Annotated in this window: 24 protein-coding genes; 13 read left to right on the top strand and 11 right to left on the bottom strand. The window is 64.7% G+C overall.

Features of this window, described 5'->3' with window-relative positions:
* Positions 1–8: 8 nt before the first annotated feature.
* The 4 genes from E2I15_RS04685 (at position 9) to E2I15_RS04670 (ending at position 3,229) form a co-directional block, all read left to right on the top strand.
* Complete coding sequence (locus E2I15_RS04685; RefSeq protein ID WP_137477654.1) at positions 9–767, top strand: NUDIX hydrolase; 759 nt, start codon at positions 9–11, stop codon at positions 765–767.
* 200 nt (positions 768–967) lie between these two features.
* The gene (locus E2I15_RS04680) at positions 968–2,293 is read left to right on the top strand and encodes an LLM class flavin-dependent oxidoreductase (protein ID WP_137477652.1); all 1,326 of its coding nucleotides are present in this window, start codon (positions 968–970) and stop codon (positions 2,291–2,293) included.
* Positions 2,294–2,421: 128 nt separating this feature from the next.
* Positions 2,422–2,589, top strand: coding sequence for a 50S ribosomal protein L33 (rpmG, locus tag E2I15_RS04675; protein WP_018271988.1), 168 nt, complete (start codon positions 2,422–2,424; stop codon positions 2,587–2,589).
* 109 nt (positions 2,590–2,698) lie between these two features.
* A complete protein-coding gene (locus E2I15_RS04670; protein WP_137477650.1) occupies positions 2,699–3,229 on the top strand; it encodes a hypothetical protein in 531 nt (176 codons plus the stop codon).
* Here E2I15_RS04670 and E2I15_RS39525 read toward each other — a convergent pair.
* Positions 3,226–3,354 (bottom strand): hypothetical protein, encoded by a 129-nt coding sequence (locus E2I15_RS39525; RefSeq protein WP_256438757.1) that lies wholly within the window; start codon positions 3,352–3,354, stop codon positions 3,226–3,228. The two genes, E2I15_RS04670 and E2I15_RS39525, sit on opposite strands and share 4 nt — an antisense overlap.
* Before the next feature lie 72 nt (positions 3,355–3,426).
* A complete protein-coding gene (locus tag E2I15_RS04660) occupies positions 3,427–4,824 on the bottom strand; it encodes an ammonium transporter (RefSeq protein ID WP_137477648.1) in 1,398 nt (465 codons plus the stop codon).
* 34 nt (positions 4,825–4,858) lie between these two features.
* Between E2I15_RS04660 and E2I15_RS04655 the strand changes: the two genes are divergently transcribed.
* Positions 4,859–5,059: a hypothetical protein gene (locus tag E2I15_RS04655; RefSeq protein WP_137477646.1), complete on the top strand. Its 201-nt coding sequence runs from the start codon at positions 4,859–4,861 to the stop codon at positions 5,057–5,059.
* A gap of 262 nt (positions 5,060–5,321) precedes the next feature.
* Here E2I15_RS04655 and E2I15_RS04650 read toward each other — a convergent pair whose 3' ends face one another.
* Entirely contained in the window at positions 5,322–6,554 is a 1,233-nt protein-coding gene (locus E2I15_RS04650; RefSeq protein WP_137477644.1) for an MFS transporter, read from the bottom strand.
* 133 nt (positions 6,555–6,687) lie between these two features.
* Here E2I15_RS04650 and E2I15_RS04645 point away from each other — a divergent pair, with 133 nt between their 5' ends.
* Both E2I15_RS04645 and E2I15_RS04640 read left to right on the top strand, forming a co-directional pair.
* Positions 6,688–7,290, top strand: a complete 603-nt coding sequence (locus E2I15_RS04645; protein ID WP_137477642.1) for a TetR/AcrR family transcriptional regulator — start codon at positions 6,688–6,690, stop codon at positions 7,288–7,290.
* 148 nt (positions 7,291–7,438) lie between these two features.
* The gene (locus tag E2I15_RS04640; protein WP_246667963.1) at positions 7,439–8,644 is read left to right on the top strand and encodes a serine hydrolase domain-containing protein; all 1,206 of its coding nucleotides are present in this window, start codon (positions 7,439–7,441) and stop codon (positions 8,642–8,644) included.
* Here the strand turns inward: E2I15_RS04640 and E2I15_RS04635 are convergent.
* Both E2I15_RS04635 and E2I15_RS04630 read right to left on the bottom strand, forming a co-directional pair.
* Positions 8,641–10,014, bottom strand: coding sequence for a PleD family two-component system response regulator (locus tag E2I15_RS04635; RefSeq protein WP_137477638.1), 1,374 nt, complete (start codon positions 10,012–10,014; stop codon positions 8,641–8,643). The two genes, E2I15_RS04640 and E2I15_RS04635, sit on opposite strands and share 4 nt — an antisense overlap.
* A gap of 15 nt (positions 10,015–10,029) precedes the next feature.
* Positions 10,030–10,395, bottom strand: coding sequence for a response regulator (locus E2I15_RS04630; RefSeq protein ID WP_016845968.1), 366 nt, complete (start codon positions 10,393–10,395; stop codon positions 10,030–10,032).
* A gap of 228 nt (positions 10,396–10,623) precedes the next feature.
* On the opposite strand from E2I15_RS04630, the gene E2I15_RS04625 reads away from it, so the two are divergent.
* Both E2I15_RS04625 and E2I15_RS04620 read left to right on the top strand, forming a co-directional pair.
* Entirely contained in the window at positions 10,624–10,923 is a 300-nt protein-coding gene (locus tag E2I15_RS04625; protein ID WP_016845967.1) for a DUF3572 domain-containing protein, read from the top strand.
* Positions 10,902–12,218 (top strand): DNA polymerase IV, encoded by a 1,317-nt coding sequence (locus tag E2I15_RS04620; RefSeq protein WP_137477637.1) that lies wholly within the window; start codon positions 10,902–10,904, stop codon positions 12,216–12,218. Before E2I15_RS04625 ends, E2I15_RS04620 begins: the two co-directional genes overlap by 22 nt.
* 133 nt (positions 12,219–12,351) lie before the next feature.
* Here E2I15_RS04620 and E2I15_RS04615 read toward each other — a convergent pair whose 3' ends face one another.
* Complete coding sequence (locus tag E2I15_RS04615) at positions 12,352–12,753, bottom strand: RidA family protein (protein ID WP_137477635.1); 402 nt, start codon at positions 12,751–12,753, stop codon at positions 12,352–12,354.
* Between the two features lie 181 nt (positions 12,754–12,934).
* Complete coding sequence (locus E2I15_RS04605) at positions 12,935–13,801, bottom strand: cell envelope integrity EipB family protein (RefSeq protein WP_137477633.1); 867 nt, start codon at positions 13,799–13,801, stop codon at positions 12,935–12,937.
* Between the two features lie 265 nt (positions 13,802–14,066).
* Between E2I15_RS04605 and E2I15_RS04600 the strand changes: the two genes are divergently transcribed.
* The 4 genes from E2I15_RS04600 to E2I15_RS04585 all read left to right on the top strand — a co-directional run bounded on the left by E2I15_RS04600 (position 14,067) and on the right by E2I15_RS04585 (position 17,184).
* On the top strand, positions 14,067–14,534 hold the full coding sequence (locus E2I15_RS04600; RefSeq protein ID WP_016845428.1) for a RidA family protein: 468 nt from the start codon (positions 14,067–14,069) through the stop codon (positions 14,532–14,534).
* A 3-nt stretch (positions 14,535–14,537) separates the two neighbouring features.
* Positions 14,538–15,290 (top strand): glycerophosphodiester phosphodiesterase, encoded by a 753-nt coding sequence (locus tag E2I15_RS04595; RefSeq protein WP_137477631.1) that lies wholly within the window; start codon positions 14,538–14,540, stop codon positions 15,288–15,290.
* 165 nt (positions 15,291–15,455) lie between these two features.
* Positions 15,456–16,706 (top strand): GNAT family N-acetyltransferase, encoded by a 1,251-nt coding sequence (locus tag E2I15_RS04590; RefSeq protein WP_137477629.1) that lies wholly within the window; start codon positions 15,456–15,458, stop codon positions 16,704–16,706.
* A 52-nt stretch (positions 16,707–16,758) separates the two neighbouring features.
* Complete coding sequence (locus E2I15_RS04585; RefSeq protein ID WP_137477627.1) at positions 16,759–17,184, top strand: HIT family protein; 426 nt, start codon at positions 16,759–16,761, stop codon at positions 17,182–17,184.
* 608 nt (positions 17,185–17,792) lie between these two features.
* On the opposite strand, the gene tsaA is transcribed toward E2I15_RS04585, so the two are convergent.
* Genes tsaA through E2I15_RS04565 form a run of 4 tightly spaced genes read right to left on the bottom strand, consistent with a single transcriptional unit; the run spans position 17,793 to position 20,422 of the window.
* Positions 17,793–18,284, bottom strand: a complete 492-nt coding sequence (tsaA, locus tag E2I15_RS04580) for a tRNA (N6-threonylcarbamoyladenosine(37)-N6)-methyltransferase TrmO (RefSeq protein WP_137477626.1) — start codon at positions 18,282–18,284, stop codon at positions 17,793–17,795.
* Between the two features lie 3 nt (positions 18,285–18,287).
* Entirely contained in the window at positions 18,288–19,268 is a 981-nt protein-coding gene (locus tag E2I15_RS04575) for a Bug family tripartite tricarboxylate transporter substrate binding protein (protein ID WP_246667962.1), read from the bottom strand.
* Between the two features lie 60 nt (positions 19,269–19,328).
* Positions 19,329–19,673: an AzlD domain-containing protein gene (locus E2I15_RS04570; RefSeq protein WP_137477624.1), complete on the bottom strand. Its 345-nt coding sequence runs from the start codon at positions 19,671–19,673 to the stop codon at positions 19,329–19,331.
* The gene (locus E2I15_RS04565; protein WP_137477622.1) at positions 19,670–20,422 is read right to left on the bottom strand and encodes an AzlC family ABC transporter permease; all 753 of its coding nucleotides are present in this window, start codon (positions 20,420–20,422) and stop codon (positions 19,670–19,672) included. Before E2I15_RS04565 ends, E2I15_RS04570 begins: the two co-directional genes overlap by 4 nt.
* Positions 20,423–20,492: the final 70 nt, after the last annotated feature.

Raw genomic sequence — 20,492 nt, 5'->3', positions numbered from 1 at the left:
GGGATGAAATGACTGAAGCTGCCGCACCCGCCGCCGTCGTCCACCAGGGCGAAAAAGAAGCCGATCATCACGCGTACTTCCGGCCGAAGGATGCCGCGACGCTGATCCTGATCGATCGCTCCGGCGCCAAGCCGAAGGTGCTGGTCGGCAAGCGCCACGACAAGGTGGTGTTCATGCCCGGCAAATTCGTCTTCCCCGGCGGTCGCGTCGACAAGGCCGACAACCGCGTACCGGTCGCAGCGCCGATCACGCCGGAGCTGGAAGCCAATCTGTTGAAGGGCAGCCCGAAGATCACGCCCGGCCGCGCGCGTGCGCTTGCCAACGCCGCGATCCGCGAGGCCTGCGAAGAGACCGGGCTCTGCCTCGGCCGCAAGGTCGAGCACAAGCTCGACGGGCCCAAGCTTCAAGGTCCTTGGGCGCCGTTCGCCGACGCAGGTCTCTTGCCCGATCCGTCCGGCCTGTTCCTGATCGCGCGCGCGATCACCCCGCCCGGCCGCGTCCGCCGCTTCGACACGCGCTTCTTCACTGCCGACGCTTCGACCATCGCGCATCGCGTCGAGGGCGTGGTACATGCCGATGCCGAACTGGTGGAGCTCGTGTGGGTCGAGATCGGCTCCGAGCCGCTCGCCGACGCACATGCCATGACCAAGAACGTGCTCGCCGAGCTCGACCGCCGTCTCGCCACCGGCCCGCTCCGCCACGACGCGCCGGTGCCGTTCTTCCATTTCTACGGCGGCAAGATGCAGAAGGACGTGCTGGGGGCATAAGATGATCCGCGTCATTCCGGGCGATGCGCAGCATCGAACCCGGAATCCCGAGATTGCGGCGCGAGATTCCGGGTCGCTGCGCGATGCCCCGGAAGGACATTGTCGAGAGAGCCGCCAAAAACAAAATAATCTTCCCGATGGCGCGCCGCGAGGCGCCTCCCTATCTGTCCCGTTAACGACATCAAGGACGGAACGGGGCAATGGCGAAGCGTCAACTCAAGCTCGGCGCGTTCATGCGGCCGATCAGCATTCACACCGGTGCCTGGCGTTATCCCGGGGCCTGGCCCGACGCCAATTTCAACTTCGACCACATCAAGACGCTGATCCGCAAGCTCGAGGCCGGCAAGTTCGACGCCTTCTTCATGGCCGACCATCTGGCCGTGCTGAACGTGCCGATCAATGCGCTGAAGCGCAGCCACACCGTGACCTCGTTCGAGCCGTTCACGCTGCTCTCTGCGCTGTCCGCCGTCACCGAGAATATCGGCCTGATCGCGACCGGTTCGACCACCTTCGACGAGCCCTATCACGTCGCGCGGCGCTTCGCCTCGCTTGACCACATCTCGGGCGGCCGCGCCGGCTGGAATATCGTCACCACGTCCAATCCGGACGCGGCGCTGAATTTCGGCCTCGACGATCACATGGAGCACGCCGAGCGCTACAAGCGCGCTCGCGAATTCTACGACGTTGTCACCGGCCTGTGGGATTCCTTCGCCGACGATGCGTTCGTGCGTGACGTCGAGTCCGGGCTATTCGTCGATCCCGACAAGATGCATGTGCTCAATCACAAGGGCAAATATCTCTCGGTCCGCGGCCCGCTGAACATCGCCCGCCCCGTGCAGGGCTGGCCGGTGATCGTGCAGGCTGGCGCGTCCGATGACGGCAGGCAGCTTGCGGCCGAGACGGCGGAAGCCGTGTTCACCGGCGGCGGCAGCCTTGCCGACGGACAGAAGCTCTACGCCGACATCAAGGGCCGCATGGAGAAGATCGGCCGCGATCCCGAGCACCTGAAGATCCTGCCCGGTGCCTTCGTCGTGGTCGGCGACAGCGTCGAGGAAGCAAAGGAGAAGCGCGCGCTGCTCGACAGCCGCGTGCATTACGACAGCGCGATCGCCTCGCTGTCGGTGATCCTCGGCACCGATGCGTCCGGCTTCGATCCCGACGGACAGTTGCCGCCGATCCCGGAAACCAATGCAAGCAAGAGCGGCCGCCAGCGCCTCGTCGATGTCGCGGCGCGCGACAAGCTCACCGTGCGCCAGCTCGCCCAGCGCGTCGGCGGCTATGGCGGGCTCGCCTTCGTCGGCACGCCGCAGACCATCGCCGACCAGATGGAGGAATGGCTGACCGGCCGGGGCAGCGACGGCTTCAACATCATGTTCCCCTATCTGCCGCAGGGCCTGTTCGACTTCGTCGACAAGGTGGTCCCGGAACTGCAAAAGCGCGGGATTTTCCGCACGGAATACGAGGGACGGACCTTGCGCGAGAATTTGGGCCTGCCGCGGCCGAAAAATCAGTTCTTCGAGGGGTAATCGGTCCGGAATCGGGGGTGTTTTGGCTCGGAAATCCTTGACTTTGGGTGGTTTGTGGCTAGTTTCCCGGCCAAACGCGGGCCGATTTGGCCGGCTCCTGAATTCCCCCGATTTTCGAGGTTTTGCACATGGCCAAGGCGGTCACCATCAAGGTCAAGCTCGTGTCGACGGCCGATACCGGCTTCTATTACGTCGCCAAGAAGAATTCGCGCACCATGACCGACAAGCTGGTCAAGAAGAAGTATGACCCGGTCGCGCGCAAGCACGTCGAGTTCAAGGAAGCCAAGATCAAGTAAGATCGCCCGCTTCCGACTTTTCGAACGGGGCCCTCGCGGCCCCGTTTTTGCTTTGTGGTCTGGCGTCGTCCCTCATGTGTCCCGGACACGTCCCGGGCGCGGGGCTCACATGATCGCAAGCTTGGACGAGGGAAACGTCGGCGGCTATTCTGTCGCCTACGGCCGCGAGGACATCTACTTTCCGGTCTATGTCACGGCGGCGCTGGCCGCGATCTTCCTGACCGCGAGCTGGATCACCGGTGCGATCTACTGGCTGGCGCCGGCGGCGGCCGCCGCCGGCTTCACCTACTACAACATCCCCCTGCTGGAGGCCGGTCGTCCGACCATCGGGGCCAACCAGTACGGCATCTTCATCCAGGCCTTCGGGCTGATCCGCTGGCGCGCCATCGCGCGCATCGACCTCGTCGAGATCGCCGAGCGCGCGATGACCGTTCACGAGTTGCAGATCGCGCTCGACGGACCGCTCGGCAGCGCGCTGGTGGCCGATTGGCGCAAGCGGCCGGCCTATCGGCTGCTGATGCGCCTGCCGTGGCGCATGGACCACCGTGGCGTGGTTCGCGTCAATCTCGAGCCATTCGACCGGGCGCCCGATGAGATCCACCGGACGTTCCTCAGGATGTGGCGCTATTACCGGAGCTAGCCCTTGAACGCCTCATCGCGCAGATGCGCATCTGCTATCTGCGCATCCGGATTGTGTGTGATGGTCATGAACCAAACGAGGCTGAAGAACAGCGACCACGCTGTGTTCCAATAGAACCAGTTCATCGGATCACCTCGAACAGCTTCGTCCCGCGCCGGCCGGCGAACCATCGCCGGCCTTGCGGAACGCCGCCAAGCCTACTGCACGACCTCGCCGTGCAGTGCCAGATCCAACCCCTCGCGCTCGATGTCCTGCGTCACGCGAAGCCCGACGAAGAGATTGATCACGAACAGGATGATCAGGCTCACGACCGCATCATACACGAAGACCGTCGCGACGCCGATGCATTGATTGACGAACTGCCCGGCATTTCCCTCCAGAACGCCGGCGGTCCCACCATACTGCTCGACCGCGAAAACCCCGGTCAGCAGCGCCCCGACGATGCCGCCAAGGGCATGGACGCCGAAGCAGTCCAGCGCGTCATCGTAGCTGAACAAGCGCTTCAGGCCGGTGCATCCCCAGTAGCAGCAGACGCCGGCGGCGATGCCGATGGCGAAAGCGCCGACCGGGCCGACGAAGCCGGAGGCCGGCGTGATCGCGACGAGGCCGGCGACCGCACCCGAGCAGATGCCGACGACGGTCGGCTTGCCCTTCAGCGCCCACTCCACCAGCATCCACGTGAAGCCCGCCACCGCGGTCGCGATCTGGGTCACCAGCATGGCCATGCCCGCCTGCATTCCGGCCGTGACGGCGGAGCCGGCGTTGAAGCCGAACCAGCCGACCCACAGCAGCGAGGCGCCGATGAAGGTCAGCACCATATTGTGCGCCGGCCCCGTCTCGACGCGCTTGCCGAGCATGATCGCGCACATCAGTCCGGCGACGCCGGCATTGATGTGCACCACGGTGCCGCCGGCGAAATCGAGAACCTTGACATAGGCAGCGTCGTTGCCCGCGGAGAAGATGCCGTCGGGTCCCCAGACCCAGTGCGCGATCGGCGCATAGACGAAGATCGCCCACAGCCCGATGAACCAGAGCATAGCCGAGAATTTCATCCGCTCGGCAAACGCGCCGGCGATCAGCGCCGGCGTGATAATGGCGAACGTCATCTGGAAGCAGATGTAGACGGACTCAGGGATCGTCGCGGCGAGCGGATTGGGATTGCCGATGCCACCCTTGCCGATGTCGCTCAGGATGTCCTTGAGGAACAGCCGATCCAGACCACCGATAAACGGCGTGCCGGCACGAAACGCCAGGCTGTAGGTCAGGACGGCGAACAGGATCGTGACCAGGCAGGTGACGGCGAAGCTGGTCATCACGGTATCGCCGACGTTCTTCTTGCGCACCATGCCGCCATAGAACAGGCCGAGCCCCGGGACCGTCATCATCAGGACGAGCGCGACTGACGTGAGCATCCAGGCGGTGTCGCCGGAATTCGGCGTGCACTTCTCAAGGATCTTGCCGCCGCAGGCGGGCGGCGCAGCCGCATCCTCAGCCAGCGCTGGATCGCTGAACAGCAGGCAAAGGAACGCCACTCCCAGCAGGGCAACCACGATTCTCACGAGCTTCTCGCGCGTGTATGTCGCAGACTCCATCATCAACCTCCCATCACAAGAAATGCTGGTGTTCGGAATGACGCGGCGCGTTCGGAGCGCGAGCGCCGAAAGACGGCGCGCGTTCGGCTATCGGGATGTCGCGATGTGCCGCGATGCGGGTGGCGGGGTGCAGCGAAGTCGCAGCGGCATCGACCCGGACACGAGGCACAAGGGCGACTTGCTCGGCGGCGCGGCGAAGGCCGTGGTGCGCGGATGGCTGGAGAATGACGGCGACTAGCCTCATCGCGGCCAGCCCTTCCCAAAAATCCCCAGGCCGGAACCTCAGCGAGGGCTTCCGGCACGATTTCTAGCCAAATTGAAACAAGATTCGTGCCACCGAAGCGCGCCGCGTAACACTTTGAAAGCACTACGACTTCGATCCGCGGGCGGAACGGCATCGCGCCCGTTGCACGTTCTCGCAGCACACGGCCGATCGAAAAATAGGCAATAACGATGACTGCCCTCACAAGGGGCAGTCACCGACCTCACGGGATCTGAAGCTAAGCGGTCTTGAGCAATGGCGGTTGCGCCGGCCGGATCAGGGCGAAGGCGACCTGGATGATGCCGCCGGCGAGGCCCAGCGCGACGCCGATGCGCCAGGCCATGGTGTAGGAGCCGAGCGAGTCGTAGATCAGTCCTCCTCCGTAGGCGCCGAGAAAACTGCCGACCTGGTGGCTCATGAAGGCAAGGCCCTGGATCATCGCTTGCCAGCGCAAGCCGAACATCTCGGCCACCGCGCCCGCGACCAGCGGACCGACGCCCATCCAGAGGAAGCCCATGATGGCGCCGAACAGCAGCGTCGAGCCGGGCGTTGCCGGCAGCATGAAGTACCAGGCGAGCGCCAGCGACCGCAGGATGTAGATCGCGCCGAGCAGCGCCAGCTTGTTCCAGCGCTGACCGGCCCAGCCGAAGAACAGCGAGCCCAGCACGTTGAAGCCGCCGATCATGCCGAGCGTCTGCGCGCTCAGCATCGGATCGAGCCCGCAGATCGCCAGATACGACGGCAAATGCGTGGTGAGGAAGACGAGTTGCATGCCGCAGACCATGTAGGCGCAGGTCATCACCACGAAGGATGCGTTGCTGAACGCGGTCTTCGCCGCAGTCGCCGCGGTGGCGTTGCCGATATCGTCGGCCGCGGGCTTCGGCAGCGGAATCTTGTCGACGCGCCCGGCGTACAACGCCGCCGGGATCATGAAGATCGAGAGAATGACAAAACCGGCAAGCCCGACGCGCCAGCCGAAACCTTCATTGAGCATCTGGCCGATCGGCGCCGACAGCAGCGCGCCGAGCGAGCCCGCGGCGGAGACCATGCCGAGCACGGTCGAGCGTACCGTCTCCGGCACCGCGCGCGCCGAGACCGACATCGCGATCGCATTCGCGGTGCAGGCGAGCGAAAGGCCGATCAGGACACCGGCGCCGATCATGATGGCAACGAGCCCATGCGCCGTGGTCATCAGCACGAGGCCCGCGATGTAGGCCAGCGCGCCGACCACCATGATCGGGCGGAAGCCGTAACGCACCGTCATCGCGCCGGCGACCGGCTGCAGAAAACCCCAGGCGAGGTTCTGCACCGCGAGCGCCAGCGTGAAGTGGGATATCGAGATGCCGATGTCGTGCGTCAGCGGCTGCATGAAGATGCCGAGGCTCTGCCGCAGTCCCATGCTCAGCGTGAGCATGATGGAGGCGCCGATCAGAATGGGAAGCGTGGGACGCAGGACCTGCAACAGGGGCATTGTTCTTGTTCTCCCATCACGGCACGGCACGCGTGCCATGGCCTGCGATTCATGCATGTTTTGGTTACACAGACCTGTGTACTTAGGCTATACAGGGCGCCGACTGTCAAGCGAAGAGGATCACGGCTGGCGCATGGCTTCCCCGCCTCCCAAACAGACCATGAAGGAGCGGATCCTCGAGACCGCCGACAAGCTGTTCTACCTGCAAGGCATTCGCGCCATCGGCGTCGACACCATCGCGGCCGAGATCGGCATCAGCAAGCGCACGCTCTACAACCACTTCCCGTCGAAGGACGCGCTGATCGAAGCCTATCTGCAGCGCCGCTTCGTGCAGCCGCGCCCCTCCGACAAGCCGCCGGCCGAGCAGATTCTCGCCACCTTCGATTCGCTGGAGCGGCGGTTCTCGGCGAGGGACTTTCGCGGCTGCCCGTTCGTGAACGCGGTCGCCGAGCTCGGCCCGGAGGACGACGACCGCACGGTCCGAAACATCGCAATCGCCTTCAAGGAAAGCCGCCGCCTCTGGTTTCGCAATCTGCTGCGGCAGCTCGGCGTCGCCGATGCCGAGGGACTCGCGACCCAGCTCACGCTCCTGGTCGACGGCTCGATCGCGCAGGATCTGGTGCGCGACGATCCGGCGATGGCGCGCGCGGCCAGGGAAGCCGCGCGGGTGTTGCTGGCAAATGCGGGCGTCAAGGTCGGCAGCCCCGCCCCCGCGGGCAAGAAACGCGCCGGATAAATCCGGTTGCGTGCGGAAGTCAGGTTTGGTTGTTAACACCGACCGCAGGCGACGGCATTCCCGATCGGATATTCCGTCCGGCGAGATTGACAGCGACCGCGCAAAGACCTGCTACACGGAAGACCTGCGGCACAACAGGGGAACGACCATGGAAGATCTGAAAGTGACCGCCACCGGCTATGATTTCGCGCCGGCGCGTGCGGCCATGCAGCGCTTTACCGACAATGATCTCCTGTCCGGCATCTCCTGGACGGTTCTGGTCGGGCGCGACATCGCTGACACGGGCTGCGTCGGATGGGCCGACAAGGAAGCACAGATTCCGCTGCGCACCGATCACATCTTCCGCGTTTTCTCCAACACCAAGCTGATCACCTCCTGCGCGGCGCTGCTGCTGGTCGAGGAAGGCCGCTTGCGGCTCGACGATCCGATCGAGACCTTCATCCCGCAGCTCAGAAACCGGAAGGTGCTTCGGCCGGGTGCGACGTCGATCGACGACACCGAGCCGGCGCAACGGTCGATCACCATTCGCCATCTGCTGAGCCACTCGGCCGGCCTTAGCTACGGCCTGTTCGATCCGGGCACACCGATCTTCAAGGCCTACAATGAGCGCAAGATCCTCAATCCGATGACGACGCTCGCCGACATGGTCGACGGTCTGTCCGATCTGCCGCTGGTGTTCCATCCCGGCTCGTCATGGGAATATTCCGTTGCCATCGACGTGGTCGCACGCCTGGTCGAGGTGGTGAGCGGCCAGCCGTTCGACACCTTCATCAAGGCGCGCATCCTCGATCCGCTCGGTATGGTCGACACTGGCTTCCATGTTCCGGAGAAGGACCACGACCGGCTCGTCGCCTATTACGCCGGTGCCGACCTGATGGATCCGATGAAGCCCGGGCTGACGCGCACCGACAACGCGCCCTACCCTGGCGCCTATCTGCGCCCGGTGCCGCGCTTCAACGGCGGCGGCGGCCTGGTCTCGACGCTGCATGACATGGTCGCGCTGATCCGCAGCCTGCTGCCCGGCGGCCCGACGCTGCTGAAGCCGGAGACGATCGCGCAGGCGATGGCCAACCAGCTCACACCGGGCCAATGGATCCGCTTTGCGATGATGGGCGAGCAGCCCGGCAAGACCTACGGTCTCGCCGGCGGACTGATCCTCAACCCCTCCCCGATCGATCATCCCGACGCCGCCGGCGAGCTCTATTGGGGCGGCGTTGCAGGCACGCAGTGGTGGATTTCGCCCAAAACGGGCATCGCCGGCGTGATGATGGCGCAGCGCCAGATGGCGTTCGTCCATCCGTTCTCGTTCGAGTTCAAGCGGATGGCCTATGACGCGGTGAAGCGCGGGCGTTAGGCCGCGGCCGACACCACGCGGTTGCGTCCGTCGTGCTTGGCGCGATAGAGCGCGGTGTCGGCGCGCTTGAGCACATCGGTGACCAGTTCGCCCTTCCGCTCCAGCGTGGTGAGACCGATCGAGATCGTGACGGTGATCCGCTTGCCGCCCTTGTCGACGGTGAAGGGCTCGCCCGCGATCGAGCGGCGCAGCCGCTCGGCGACCATGCCGGCGACATGCAGATCGGTCTCGGGCATCACGATCACGAACTCCTCGCCGCCATAGCGGCAGGCGAGATCGATGCCGCGGATCGACTTGCGGATACGGACGGCGAATTCGCGCAGCACGTCGTCGCCGGCATCGTGGCCGTAGGTGTCGTTGATCGCCTTGAAGTAGTCGATGTCGAGGATCATCAGCGCCAGCGGCTTGCCGCGGATCGAGGCTTGCTCCGCCAGCGTCGCGAGGTGGCTTTCCATGTAGCGCCGGTTGTTGAGACCGGTCAGCGCATCCGTGATCGCCATCTCGATCGAGTTCTGCACATTGTCGCGCAGATGATCGGTGTAGCGGCGGCGGCGGATCTGGGTGCGCGCCCGCGCCAGGAGTTCGTTCTTGTCGACCGGACGCAGCAGGTAGTCGTTGACGCCTATCTCGAGCCCGCGCATCAGCCGCGTGTTGTTGTCGGCATCCGAGATCGCGAGGATCGGGACCTGGCGCGTGCGCTCCAGCGAGCGGGCCTGGCTGCACAGCCGCAGGCCGTCGTAATTGTCGAGGCTCAGCGACACGATCAGCAAGTCGTAATTGCCCTCGGCGGCATGGAACAATGCTTCCGACGGATTGATCTCGACGTCGACGGTATGCTCGGCCGAGAGGATCGGCGCCAGCTTCTCGTAGGACGACGGCCGGTCGTCGACCAGAAGGATGCGGCCGCCGGTCCCCTTGTCGGCGATCGCGCTGCGCTCGGGCGCCTGCATGCCGATCTCGAGCGAGGTGATGGCGCGCATGCGCAACTCGTCTGTCATCATCTTCAGCCGCGTCAGCGAGCGCACGCGCGCGATCAGCACGACGTCGGACACCGGCTTGGTCAGGAAGTCATCGGCGCCGGCCTCAAGGCCGCGCACGCGATCAGCCGGGCTGTCGAGCGCGGTGACGATGACGACGGGAATGAAATGGGTCGCCGGATTCGACTTCAGCCGGCGGCAGACCTCGAAGCCGTCCATGTCAGGCATCATGACGTCGAGCAGGATGATGTCGCATTCGGCGCGTGCACAGATTTCCAGTGCCTCGGTCCCGTTGGAAGCAGTCAGCACGTCGAAATATTCGGCTGACAGACGGGCTTCCAACAGCTTGACGTTCGCCGGAACGTCATCGACCACGAGGATACGCGCGGACATTGCACCACAACTCCCCTATCCGATAAAGCGTCGGACAGTCTCAATAAATTTGCCGACCGAGATCGGCTTGGACAAATAGGCTTCGCAGCCGCCCTCGCGGATGCGTTCTTCGTCGCCCTTCATGGCGAAGGCGGTGACCGCGACCACCGGAATCGTGCGCAGATCGGGATCGTCCTTGATCCAGCGCGTGACCTCGAGACCGGAAACCTGGGGTAGCTGGATGTCCATCAGGATGAGGTCGGGGCGCAGCTTGCGGACGAGATCGAGCGCTTCGAAGCCATTGCTGGTGCCCGAAGTCTGATAGCCGTGCGCTTCCAACAGATCGCGAAAGAGCTTCATGTTGAGCTCGTTGTCCTCCACGATCAGGACGGTTTTGGCCATCCCGTCCCTCCCAAACCCAGGAGACGGGCCCGGCTGCGGCACCTCACGCACCGCGCTCGGAGCGCGTCGAAAATGTGAATTCAAACTAGCGCCAGAATCGCTCTAACCCGTTAACCCGAAGTCCAACTTCCGCAGCGTGGTTTCCGTTGCTTGAACACCCGCGGAAGACTCGGGCATGATGGGCCTCTCAATAGAGACCATAAGTTAACGGAAAGGCAAACCGGCGCGTTGAAAAAGCCTGTTCACAACCCCCGGGAAGTTGCTGAAATCGTTGCGATTCAGGCGCTCGGCTTCATTGCCGGCGATCCCGAGCGGCTGGGCCTGTTCCTGGCCGAAACCGGAATCGGTCCAGAGACGCTGCGGAACGCTGCGTCCGATCCTCAATTTCTTGCGAGCGTGCTCGATTTCGTGATGCGCGACGACGCCACCGTGACGGCGTTTGCCAAGGCCTCGGAACTGCACCCGACCAATATCGCCGCCGCCCATCAGGCGCTGGGCGACCCGAAATGGGAGCGCGACGTGCCGTGACGACGGCAGCGGCAGCTTCCGACGGCCCCCTCAGTTTCTGCCGAGACTGCCTCGGCGATCTCGATATCAAGGTGAAGCGGTGCAGCCATTGCGGCTCGCCGCGGCTGGTGCGTCATCGCGCCCTGCCCGCGCTGGCGCTGGCGCATATCGACTGCGACGCGTTCTATGCCACCGTCGAGAAGCGCGACAATCCCGCCATCGCCGATCGCCCGGTCATCATCGGCGGCGGCAAGCGCGGCGTGGTGTCCGCCGCCTGCTACATCGCCCGCACCTACGGCGTCCGCTCGGCGATGCCGATGTTCAAGGCGCTGGAACTCTGCCCGGACGCGACTGTGATTCCCCCGGACATGGCGAAGTATGTCCGGGTCGGGCGCGAGGTGCGGCAGGCGATGCAGGCGCTGACGCCGCTGGTCGAGCCGCTGTCGATCGACGAGGCCTTCCTCGATCTCGCCGGCACGCAGCGCGTCCACGGCATGATCCCGGCCAAGGTGCTCGCCAAATTCGCCCGCGATGTCGAGCGCGACATCGGCATCACGGTGTCGGTCGGGCTGTCCTGCAACAAGTTCCTCGCCAAGATCGCCTCCGACCTCGACAAGCCGAGGGGCTTTGCCACGCTCGACCAGGACGAGGCGCGCGAGATGCTCGCGGCCAAACCGGTCGGGTTCATCTACGGCGTCGGCCCTGCGACCCAGGAGAAGCTGGTGCAGCGCGGCTTTCGCATCATCGCCGACCTGCAGCGCGCCGACGAGAACGAATTGATGAAGCAGTTCGCGAGCGAAGGCCGCCGGCTGTGGCGGCTGGCGCGCGGCATCGACGACCGCCGCGTGGTCGCCGATCGCGGCGCCAAGACGATCTCGAGCGAGACCACCTTCGAGACCGACATCCGCGACTTCGCGACGCTGGAGAAACTGCTCTGGAAACTGTCCGAGAAGGTCTCGGCGCGGCTGAAGACCAGCGAGCTCTCGGGCTGCACCATCACGCTGAAGCTGAAGACCGCGGACTTCCGCCAGCGCACCCGCTCGCAATCGATCCAGACCCCGACCCAGCTTGCCGCCAAGATCTTTGCGGTCTCGCGCGAGATGCTCGCGAAGGAAATCGACGGCACCGCCTTCCGCCTGATGGGCACCGGCGTCAGCGCGCTGCGCCCGGGCGCGCAGGCCAATGATTCCGACATGCTCGACCGCCGCTCGGCGCACGCCGAGCGCGCGATGGACAATCTGCGCAAGAAGTTCGGCAATGCCGCCGTGATCCGGGGCATCGCCTATGAGGGGCCGCAGAAAAACGCGGAGGAATAATCAGTCGCCATGGCCGGGCGTAGCCGTCCAAAGGACGGCGTCGCTTCCGCTCGCCTATGCCCGGCCATCCATCAAGAAAGATTGTTTGGAGAGCGATGGATGCGCGGGTCGAGCCCGCGCACGACGGCTGGTGTCAATCAGCGACCGCCACCGCCTCGATCTCGATCAGCCATTCCGGCGCCGCGAGCGCGGTGACGCCGACCAGCGTAGAGGCCGGCGGCTCCATGCCCTCGAAGAATGCCGAGCGCGCCTTGCCGATGATGGGACGGAGCTCCGGCTTGTAGCCGACGACGAAGGTCGTGATCTTGACGATATTGGAATAACTGGCCCCGGCGGCCTTCAGCGCCATGCCGAGGTTCTGCATCACCTGCGTCGTCTGCGCGGTGAGATCGCCGACGCCGACCACGCGGCCCTCCTCGTCGACGGAGACCTGTCCCGAAATGTAGATCGTGCGCGCGCCGGAGGCGACGACGACGTGGGAGTAAGCCGGATTGTGATGCAGGCCGCTGGGGCGAAGATGGTTGAGCTCGCTCATGATGTGCCTCCCTGACACGCGTGTTTGTGGGAAGCCTATCCGGCTACGGCGCGCTCGCCTAGAGAGGACGTCATTCCGGGATGGTCCGTAGGACCAGACCGCAGGTGCGCAATCGCGCACCGGGGAATCTCGAGATTCCGGGTTCGATGCTTCGCATCGCCCCGGAATGACAACTGCGTTGTCACTTGCAGGGCTTGGAATCCCTGACGTCGAACTTGTCGAGCGCGCCCGAGATCACGAAATCGTTGTAGTCCAGTACCAGCGCGCGGGAGACGCCGTTCTCGTACAGCTCGAACGACATCGCGTAGACCGGCGTCTGCTCGCCGTCCTTCGCGCGCGCGTCGCTGTCGTAATAGCTCACCGTCACCGGCCAGCGCGTCATCGCCTTCATCGCATTGCTCGCCGTCGACGGATCGGGCGATGACGGCACGCGGTCGCCCGCGATCGGGCGGCCGATCACGGTCAGCGTGTTGTAGACCTTCTCGCCGTTGTCGGAGCCGTCATAGACGGTCTGCTCGAGCACCGATTTGCCGTCGCGGGCGGCAGCGATGATGTGCTGGATCTGCTCGGTCGGGAACACGATCTTGCCGTCGATATTGAACGTTTTCTTCACCGGCTGGGTCAGCTTCACGGTGATATGATCGCCGACCCGCTCGGCGATGCCGTCGACCGGCGACGATTCGCTGTCGTTCATCCGCGTGTCGATCTTGAAGCGGTAGCTTTTGCCCGACGCGTCCTCCCAGGACGTGGAGCGAAGATCTGATAGCGTCACCTTGCCTTCGCCGCTGTCGAGCTCGGACACTTGGCGGAATTCGGAGGTATAGCCTTCGCAGGAGTTGCCGGAGAAATTGTAGAGGATGCGTCCGCGCGCATCGCTCACCGAGTTGGAGCCGCGCGACTTCACCAGGCTGAGGTCGTAGAGCGCCTGATGCGCGAGAAACGGCCCGCTTGCCGCCGCGATCGCGGACCCCTGAACCAGGCCGGATCCTGCGGCAACGGCGATCGCAAACACCAGGGCACGCGACGGAGTCCGGAACGGCAGAGTCATGTGGTTTCCTCAAGGAGGCAGGGATTCGCCACAATAGTGACGGTGGTATTGCGCCGCAACTGGGGCAAGTCTGACAAAATGGCAATGTACGCAGCGAAAATGCCGTCATTTTCGGCAGCTTTCCATGCGATTCGGCACGTCATAGCCGCGTTGTCCTCACCTTACCGTCGCTTGCAACCGGCGGCACGATGCGCGAAACAATCGAAACAAACTTGGCCCTGACCGCGTTTCAGGCTTCGTGCAATCCAATTTGGGGGACCAAAAAATGGCGGGTACCGTCGAACAAAAACTGGCGTCACAGGGCATCACGCTTCCCGAGCCGACCTCCCCGGTCGCAAACTATGTCCCCTTCGTCCGCAGCGGAAACCTGCTGTTCGTGTCCGGCCAGGTCTGCTTCAACGCCGAAGGCAAGCTGATCGCCAAGGGCAAGCTCGGCGCCGGCGTCACGCTTGAACAGGGCGCCGCCGCCGCGCGCGGCTGCGCAATCAACCTGCTGGCTCAGATCAAGGCCGCGCTCGGCGACCTCGATAAGGTGGTGCGCGTGGTGCGGCTCGGCGGATTCATCAATTCGGCGCCCGACTTCTTCGACGGGCCGAAGGTGCTGAACGGCGCCTCCGATCTGATGGTCGAAGCATTCGGCGACAAGGGCCGCCATGCCCGCACCACCGTCGGCGTCGCCTCGCTGCCGGCGGACGCCGCGGTCGAAGTCGAAGGCGTGTTCGAAGTCGCCTGATCGATGCGCGCTCCTGATTGGCTGACGAAACGGCCGGTCGCCCATCGCGGCTTGCACGATGCCGCACGCGGCATCATCGAGAACATGCCGGCCGCGGCCACCGCCGCGGTCGCCGGCAACTTCGCCATCGAATGCGATATCCAGCTCACCGCCGACGGCGAGGCCATGGTGCATCACGACGATGCGCTCGGCCGCCTCACCGAGGGCTCGGGCCTGCTGGCGACCAAGACAGCGGCCGAGCTGAAGGCCGTCAAGTTCAAGGACACCGCCGAGCTGATGATGACGCTCGGCGATCTCTGCGCGCTGGTCGCCGGCCGCGTGCCCCTGGTGGTCGAGGTAAAGAGCCATTTCGACGGCGACCGCAAACTGGTCCGGCGGATGGCCGAAGTGCTGGCGTCCTATTCCGGCCCGGTGGTCGGCATGTCCTTCGATCCCGACCAGGTGCTGGCGCTGCGCGAGATCATGCCGAACCTGCCGCGCGGCATCACCGCCCAGCGCACCTATGACGACGGCCATTGGGACAAGCTGACGCCGGCGCAGCGCGACGGCATGCTCTACCTGCGGCACGGCTTTACGACCGAGCCGCATTTCGTCGCCTATTGGGTCAACCAGTTGCCGGCGCCGGAGCCGTGGATCGCCCGCAACGTTTTCGGCTGTCCGCTGCTGGCCTGGACCGTGCGGACCGTGGAACAGCGCGAACGCGCGGCGCGCTACGCCGACCAGATGATTTTCGAGGGGTTTGTGCCGGGAACCTGACATGTCCGAGACATGCCCTTGCAGTCTTGAACTCGTCGCTGCGACGCACGATGTTGGCGAAGGTTGGTCGTCATCGGCGATGGCGGAATGCGGGGCATGATCCGGAAGTGGAGCCAGCTGTTCCGGAAAGATCATGCTCAAACGAGGCACCGGTCTTCATTCTCGATGGCGTCTTCTGAAATCACCCTAGAGGCTGTAGCTGACATCGGCGGCATTCCGGCCGCCGAATGGGACGCCTGCGCCAATCCCAAGGCGGACGCGGACAGCATCCATAACCTCAACACGCTGGCCTCGCCCGGCTCCGCAAACGATTGCCAGACCACCGCAAGTTCGAGCTATAACCCGTTCGTTTCCCACGCCTTTTTCGCCGCCGCGGAAACCTCCAATTCGGCCTGCCCGCGGACCGGCTGGGGCCCGCGGCATCTGGTCGCCAAACTCGATGGCCGGATCGTCGGCGTCGTGCCCTGCTATCTGAAATCGCATTCGCAGGGCGAATACGTGTTCGATCGCGGCTGGGCCGAGGCCTATCACCGCGCCGGCGGCAGCTATTACCCGAAGCTCCAGGTGTCCGTCCCCTTCACTCCCGCGACCGGGCCGCGGCTGTTGATCCGCGACGGCGTCGACCGCGAGGTGATCGGCTCGGCGCTGGCGCGAGGCCTGCGGGCACTCTGCAACGCCACCGAGGCCTCCTCCGTGCATGTGACGTTCGCCCGCGAGGACGAGGCCAGGTTCCTCGGCGCACACGGTTTCCTGCAGCGGACCGACCAGCAGTTCCACTGGCACAATCAGGGCTACAAGACTTTCGACGACTTTCTCGGCTCGCTGAACTCGCGCCACCGCAAGGGCATCAAGCGCGAGCGCCGCGAGGCGGTTGCCGCCGGGATCACCATCCACTGGCTGACCGGCTCCGACATCACCGAGGACGCCTGGGATGCGTTCTTCGAGTTCTACATGGAGACCGGCTCGCGCAAATGGGGCCGGCCCTATCTGACCCGAGAATTCTTCTCGCTGATCGGCGAGACCATGAGCCGGGACGTGCTGCTGGTGATGGCCAAGCGCAACGGACGCTGGATCGCGGGCGCCATCAACTTCATCGGCTCCGACACGCTGTTCGGCCGCAACTGGGGCGCGATCGAGCACCACCCGTTCCTGCATTTCGAGGTCTGCTACTACCAGGCGATCGATTTCGCGGTTCAGCGCGGGCTCAAGGTGGTCGAGGCCGGCGCGCAGGGCGAGCACAAGCTGGCGCGCGGCTACCTGCCGCAGACCACCTATTCGGCGCATTTCATCGCCGATCCCGGACTGCGCCGGGCGATCGCCGATTACCTCAAGCGCGAGCGCGACTATGTCGCCGAGGTCGGCCGCGAGCTCGCCGAGGCCGGCCCGTTCCGCAAGACGGTCGACGACGACGCTTGACGCCTCCGTCGCCACCTAGGCAATAAAGCAATCCAATTGAGGAGCCGCCGCCATGCCCGCCGCCTACGACAGCAACAACATCTTTGCAAAGATCCTGCGCGGCGAGCTGCCTTGCTACAAGGTCTATGAGGACGAGCACGTGTTCGCCTTCCTCGACATCATGCCGCGCTCGCCGGGGCATACGCTCGTCATTCCGAAGGCCGCTGCCCGCAACATCCTCGACATCAAGCCCGACGACTACGCGCACGTCGCGCGCGCCTCGCACAAGATCGCCGCCGCCGCGATGACGGCGTTCGAGGCCGACGGCATCACCGTGCAGCAATTCAACGAGCCCGCCGGCGGCCAGGTCGTGTTCCATCTGCACATGCACGTGATGCCGCGCAAGGACGGCGTCGCGCTGCTGCCGCCTGCCAGCCGCAAGGAAGACGGCAAGGTGCTGGAGGCGCATGCGGCAAGCCTGATCGCGGCGTTGAAGTAGGTCACCTCTCACCCCGTCAATCCGGGGCGCGTCTCTTGGCGCGAGCCCGGAATCCATCCATTTCACCGCACCTACCGCACTTCGCGAAACGGCTCCGCGACAACCTGATAGTCATCCTGGAAAACGACATATCCAGGCTTGGTCGTTGCAACCTCGGACACGTGAAGCCATTCCTCTCCAGGATGACCGCCAACGCACGCAGCTTAGCGACGTGCTCCCGCGCGGTGGATTTCAACCACGAAACGCCGGCGGTCTTCCTTCGGTAGAAGCCCTTTGACTTGGTACGGTTGAACCGTTCCGGCACTGCCAGATTAGCCTTGAACCACAATAGCAGGCTCTCCAGCAATTCGCGGTCCTGAACTGGCATATCAGTCTTGTCGCGAAGTTCATATGCAGCGCCGAAGATGCCATCCTCCACACCCGTGTCCGGATGCTAGCGCTGCAATACAAAGCGCAAGAGCGTTTCGTTCGATTCTCTCGCGACCAAGGATCAGTCCAGTCCGATTTGCGATTCCGATACCTAACTAACTCAGATGGGGCGCGATCGATTCCGGGCTCGTCGCTCGCGACGCCCTCAGGTGCGCAATTGCGCACCGGGGAATGACGAGCTACTCCGTCTCGAAATCGCCCGCCTGCGGCGGGGCCAGCGGGGTGAACTCGCAGCGGTCGGGCTTGACGTCGATCAGCGGCGTCTCGTCGAGGCAGTCGAGGCCGCGCACCAGGATGACGTTGCCCTCGACACCGACCAGCTTGACGATCGCGGTGCCGATCGGGTTGGGGCGCACTGGCGAGCGCAGCGAGAAGGTGCCGCGGGTGTTGCCGTTGTTCTTCGGGCTTTGCAGCACGATGTCACGGCGCGACTGGTGCAGCCAGTACAGCACCTCGAGATTTGAATAGAAGTCGACGCCCTTGATCGCCGCGACCCAGGGCTCGAAAATCTCGAGCCGGCACACCGGGCCATCATGCCGCCCCTGCCGCGGCGTCGCCAGCCGGGAGGTCCAGGGCGTGCGGATGCGGCCGATGAAGACGAGCCCGGCATCGCGCGCCGTCGGCATGTCGACGGCGACCTCGCCCGGGCGCAGTTCCATTTCACGTACCATGTGTCAATCCAGCGATATGTTCAGCGCCTTGACCACGCCCGCCCATCGCGCGCGATCGGTATTCACGAACTTGTCGATCTCGACCTGGCTCTTCGCGCGCAGCGGCGGGAAACCGATCTTGAGCAGCGAAGCGCGGAACGCCTCGTCGTTCAAGGCCCGGTCGAGGCTCGCCTTGATCTTGTCGGCGACGTCGTCAGGCACTTTCGACGGCGCTGCGATACCATACCAGACGCTGACCGCATAATCGGGATAGCCGCTCTCGGCAATCGTCGGCAGATCGGGCAAATCGGGGATGCGCTCGGTCGAGCTGACGCCGAGCGGCCGCAGCATGCCTGATTTGACCGGCGGCAGCGCGGTCCCGAGCGTGTCGAACATCAGCTGGATGTTGCCTGACAGCAGGTCGGTCAGCGCGGGCCCTGCGCCCTTGTAGGGCACGTGGGTCATCTCGACGCCGGCCATCTGCTTGAACATCTCGCCGGCGAGATGAACCGTGCCGCCGGTGCCGGCCGAGCCGAAATTGAGCTTGCCGGGATTCTTCTTCGCGTAGGCGACGAACTCCGCGATCGTGGTGGCCGGCACCGAGGGATGCACCTCCATGATCATCGGCGCGTCCGTGATCACGGACAGCAGGCGAAAATCCCTGGCCGGATCGTAGGGCAGCTTCTTGTAGAGCAGCGGATTGAGCACGAAGATCGAGGCGGCCGTCACGAACAGCGTGTAGCCGTCGGGATCGGACCGCGCCACGGCCTCGGCGCCGATCGCGCCCTGCGCGCCGGCCTTGTTCTCGACCACCACCACCTGCTTGAGATCGCGCCCGAGATATTCGCCGACGACGCGACCGAGCACGTCGGTCGGCCCGCCCGCGGCATAGGGCACCACGAGCTTGATCGGACGCGTCGGATAATCCGCGGCACGCGCCGGCAGCGTTGCCGCCAACAACGCCGTCAGAACAACAATGAATAGCGATGATGCGCGCCGCTGCATGCCGTTTCCCCGTTGTCGTGTTCTTGGGGGCGAGAGTAGCGGATAATGCGGACGCCGCAATCAGCCGAGCCAGTATTTGCCCGCGATCATGACGACTTCGCCCGCGATCACGCCGGCGAAGATCGATTTCCTCGCCAGCATGAACACCGCAAAGCCGGCGGCGACGGCACTGTAGCGCAGCCAGTCCGGCACGCTGGCGAGCGCGCCGGGCGGCTGCACCACGATCTGCGCGATGATCCCGGCGAGGATCGCGGTGGCGACCGCCCTCACCCAGACCAAGAGTTCGGAGTTCTCGTCGATGCCGCCGCCGAACCACAGGCCGAGCATGCGCCAGATCTGGTTGGGAATGACACCCGCGACGAACAGGATTGCGAGCGCGTGCCAGTCGCCGATGAAACCGCTCATGCGCGCGCCCCGACGATGCCTGCCCTCGCCCGGTGCACGGCATAGGCGATGGTGCCTGCGACGACCCCGCTGACCAGGATGTCGACGCCGCTGTTCAGCATCGCGGCCAGCGGGAACAGCAATAGGCCAAGCACCAGCGCGATGACATCGGCGAGCTCGCGGCAGTTGCGCGCGGTCGAGAACAGGAAGGCGAGCGGCGTCAGCATCAGCATGCCGGCGGCGAACAACGGCGTGAGGTTGGCCGCGAGCGTGTAGCCGATCGTGTTGGCGATCAGGCAGACCGAGACCAGCCCCAAGCCGAGCCCGTGGATGAAGGCGATCCGGCGGTTGCGCGGCACCTGCGGCAGGAAGCGGTAGCATTCGACCCACAGCGTGACAGCGGTCAGATGCGCCACCAGGATCAGATGCCGCCGCTTGGTCTGCTCGGTGCGCATCATCGGCAACACCGACACCACCATCGGGAACAGGCGGATCGCGCTGACGGTGACCGCGATTGCCGATTGCAGCACGGTGGCGCCGGAGCCGAGCGTCGTGATCACGATGATCTGCGCGGGCCCTGCCCAGACGAAGGCGGTGCTCGCCAGGGTCCAACCCAGCGAGAAGCCGCTATCATGCGCCAGCGCGCCGATGCCGAGATAGGTCGCAAACAGCACCAAGGTCAGCACGGTCGCACCGATCGAACGCGCACCCCACAGGAAGGCGCGGAACGAGGTCTGCCATTGCGGTGAATCGAGCGGAGGAAGCGCCACGGGGAACCGGCTGGTTTTGCAATCGCGGCGGCTTAGGGCGCTGACAACGCAGGGTCAAGCAAGAGACGGC

Origin of the sequence: Bradyrhizobium sp. BR2003, from assembly GCF_009720285.1 — a bacterium.
In the GTDB taxonomy this organism is placed as follows: Bacteria; Pseudomonadota; Alphaproteobacteria; order Rhizobiales; family Xanthobacteraceae; genus Bradyrhizobium; species Bradyrhizobium elkanii.
This window is presented reverse-complemented; position numbering and strand designations above follow the sequence as displayed.

Bases quoted from the DNA above. Each gene is read 5' to 3' on its own strand.
- E2I15_RS04655 (WP_137477646.1), top strand. From the start codon at position 4,859: ATGACGCGGCGCGTTCGGAGCGCGAGCGCCGAAAGACGGCGCGCGTTC.
- E2I15_RS04680 (WP_137477652.1), top strand. From the start codon at position 968: ATGGCGAAGCGTCAACTCAAGCTCGGCGCGTTCATGCGGCCGATCAGC.
- E2I15_RS04645 (WP_137477642.1), top strand. From the start codon at position 6,688: ATGGCTTCCCCGCCTCCCAAACAGACCATGAAGGAGCGGATCCTCGAG.
- E2I15_RS04590 (WP_137477629.1), top strand. From the start codon at position 15,456: ATGGCGTCTTCTGAAATCACCCTAGAGGCTGTAGCTGACATCGGCGGC.
- E2I15_RS04650 (WP_137477644.1), bottom strand. From the start codon at position 6,554: ATGCCCCTGTTGCAGGTCCTGCGTCCCACGCTTCCCATTCTGATCGGC.
- E2I15_RS04635 (WP_137477638.1), bottom strand. From the start codon at position 10,014: ATGTCCGCGCGTATCCTCGTGGTCGATGACGTTCCGGCGAACGTCAAG.
- E2I15_RS04640 (WP_246667963.1), top strand. From the start codon at position 7,439: ATGGAAGATCTGAAAGTGACCGCCACCGGCTATGATTTCGCGCCGGCG.
- E2I15_RS04670 (WP_137477650.1), top strand. From the start codon at position 2,699: ATGATCGCAAGCTTGGACGAGGGAAACGTCGGCGGCTATTCTGTCGCC.
- tsaA (WP_137477626.1), bottom strand. From the start codon at position 18,284: ATGGTACGTGAAATGGAACTGCGCCCGGGCGAGGTCGCCGTCGACATG.
- E2I15_RS04595 (WP_137477631.1), top strand. From the start codon at position 14,538: ATGCGCGCTCCTGATTGGCTGACGAAACGGCCGGTCGCCCATCGCGGC.
- E2I15_RS04575 (WP_246667962.1), bottom strand. From the start codon at position 19,268: ATGCAGCGGCGCGCATCATCGCTATTCATTGTTGTTCTGACGGCGTTG.
- E2I15_RS39525 (WP_256438757.1), bottom strand. From the start codon at position 3,354: ATGAACTGGTTCTATTGGAACACAGCGTGGTCGCTGTTCTTCAGCCTC.
- E2I15_RS04620 (WP_137477637.1), top strand. From the start codon at position 10,902: ATGGGAGCGCGACGTGCCGTGACGACGGCAGCGGCAGCTTCCGACGGC.
- E2I15_RS04660 (WP_137477648.1), bottom strand. From the start codon at position 4,824: ATGATGGAGTCTGCGACATACACGCGCGAGAAGCTCGTGAGAATCGTG.
- E2I15_RS04615 (WP_137477635.1), bottom strand. From the start codon at position 12,753: ATGAGCGAGCTCAACCATCTTCGCCCCAGCGGCCTGCATCACAATCCG.
- rpmG (WP_018271988.1), top strand. From the start codon at position 2,422: ATGGCCAAGGCGGTCACCATCAAGGTCAAGCTCGTGTCGACGGCCGAT.
- E2I15_RS04570 (WP_137477624.1), bottom strand. From the start codon at position 19,673: ATGAGCGGTTTCATCGGCGACTGGCACGCGCTCGCAATCCTGTTCGTC.
- E2I15_RS04685 (WP_137477654.1), top strand. From the start codon at position 9: ATGACTGAAGCTGCCGCACCCGCCGCCGTCGTCCACCAGGGCGAAAAA.
- E2I15_RS04585 (WP_137477627.1), top strand. From the start codon at position 16,759: ATGCCCGCCGCCTACGACAGCAACAACATCTTTGCAAAGATCCTGCGC.
- E2I15_RS04600 (WP_016845428.1), top strand. From the start codon at position 14,067: ATGGCGGGTACCGTCGAACAAAAACTGGCGTCACAGGGCATCACGCTT.
- E2I15_RS04605 (WP_137477633.1), bottom strand. From the start codon at position 13,801: ATGACTCTGCCGTTCCGGACTCCGTCGCGTGCCCTGGTGTTTGCGATC.
- E2I15_RS04630 (WP_016845968.1), bottom strand. From the start codon at position 10,395: ATGGCCAAAACCGTCCTGATCGTGGAGGACAACGAGCTCAACATGAAG.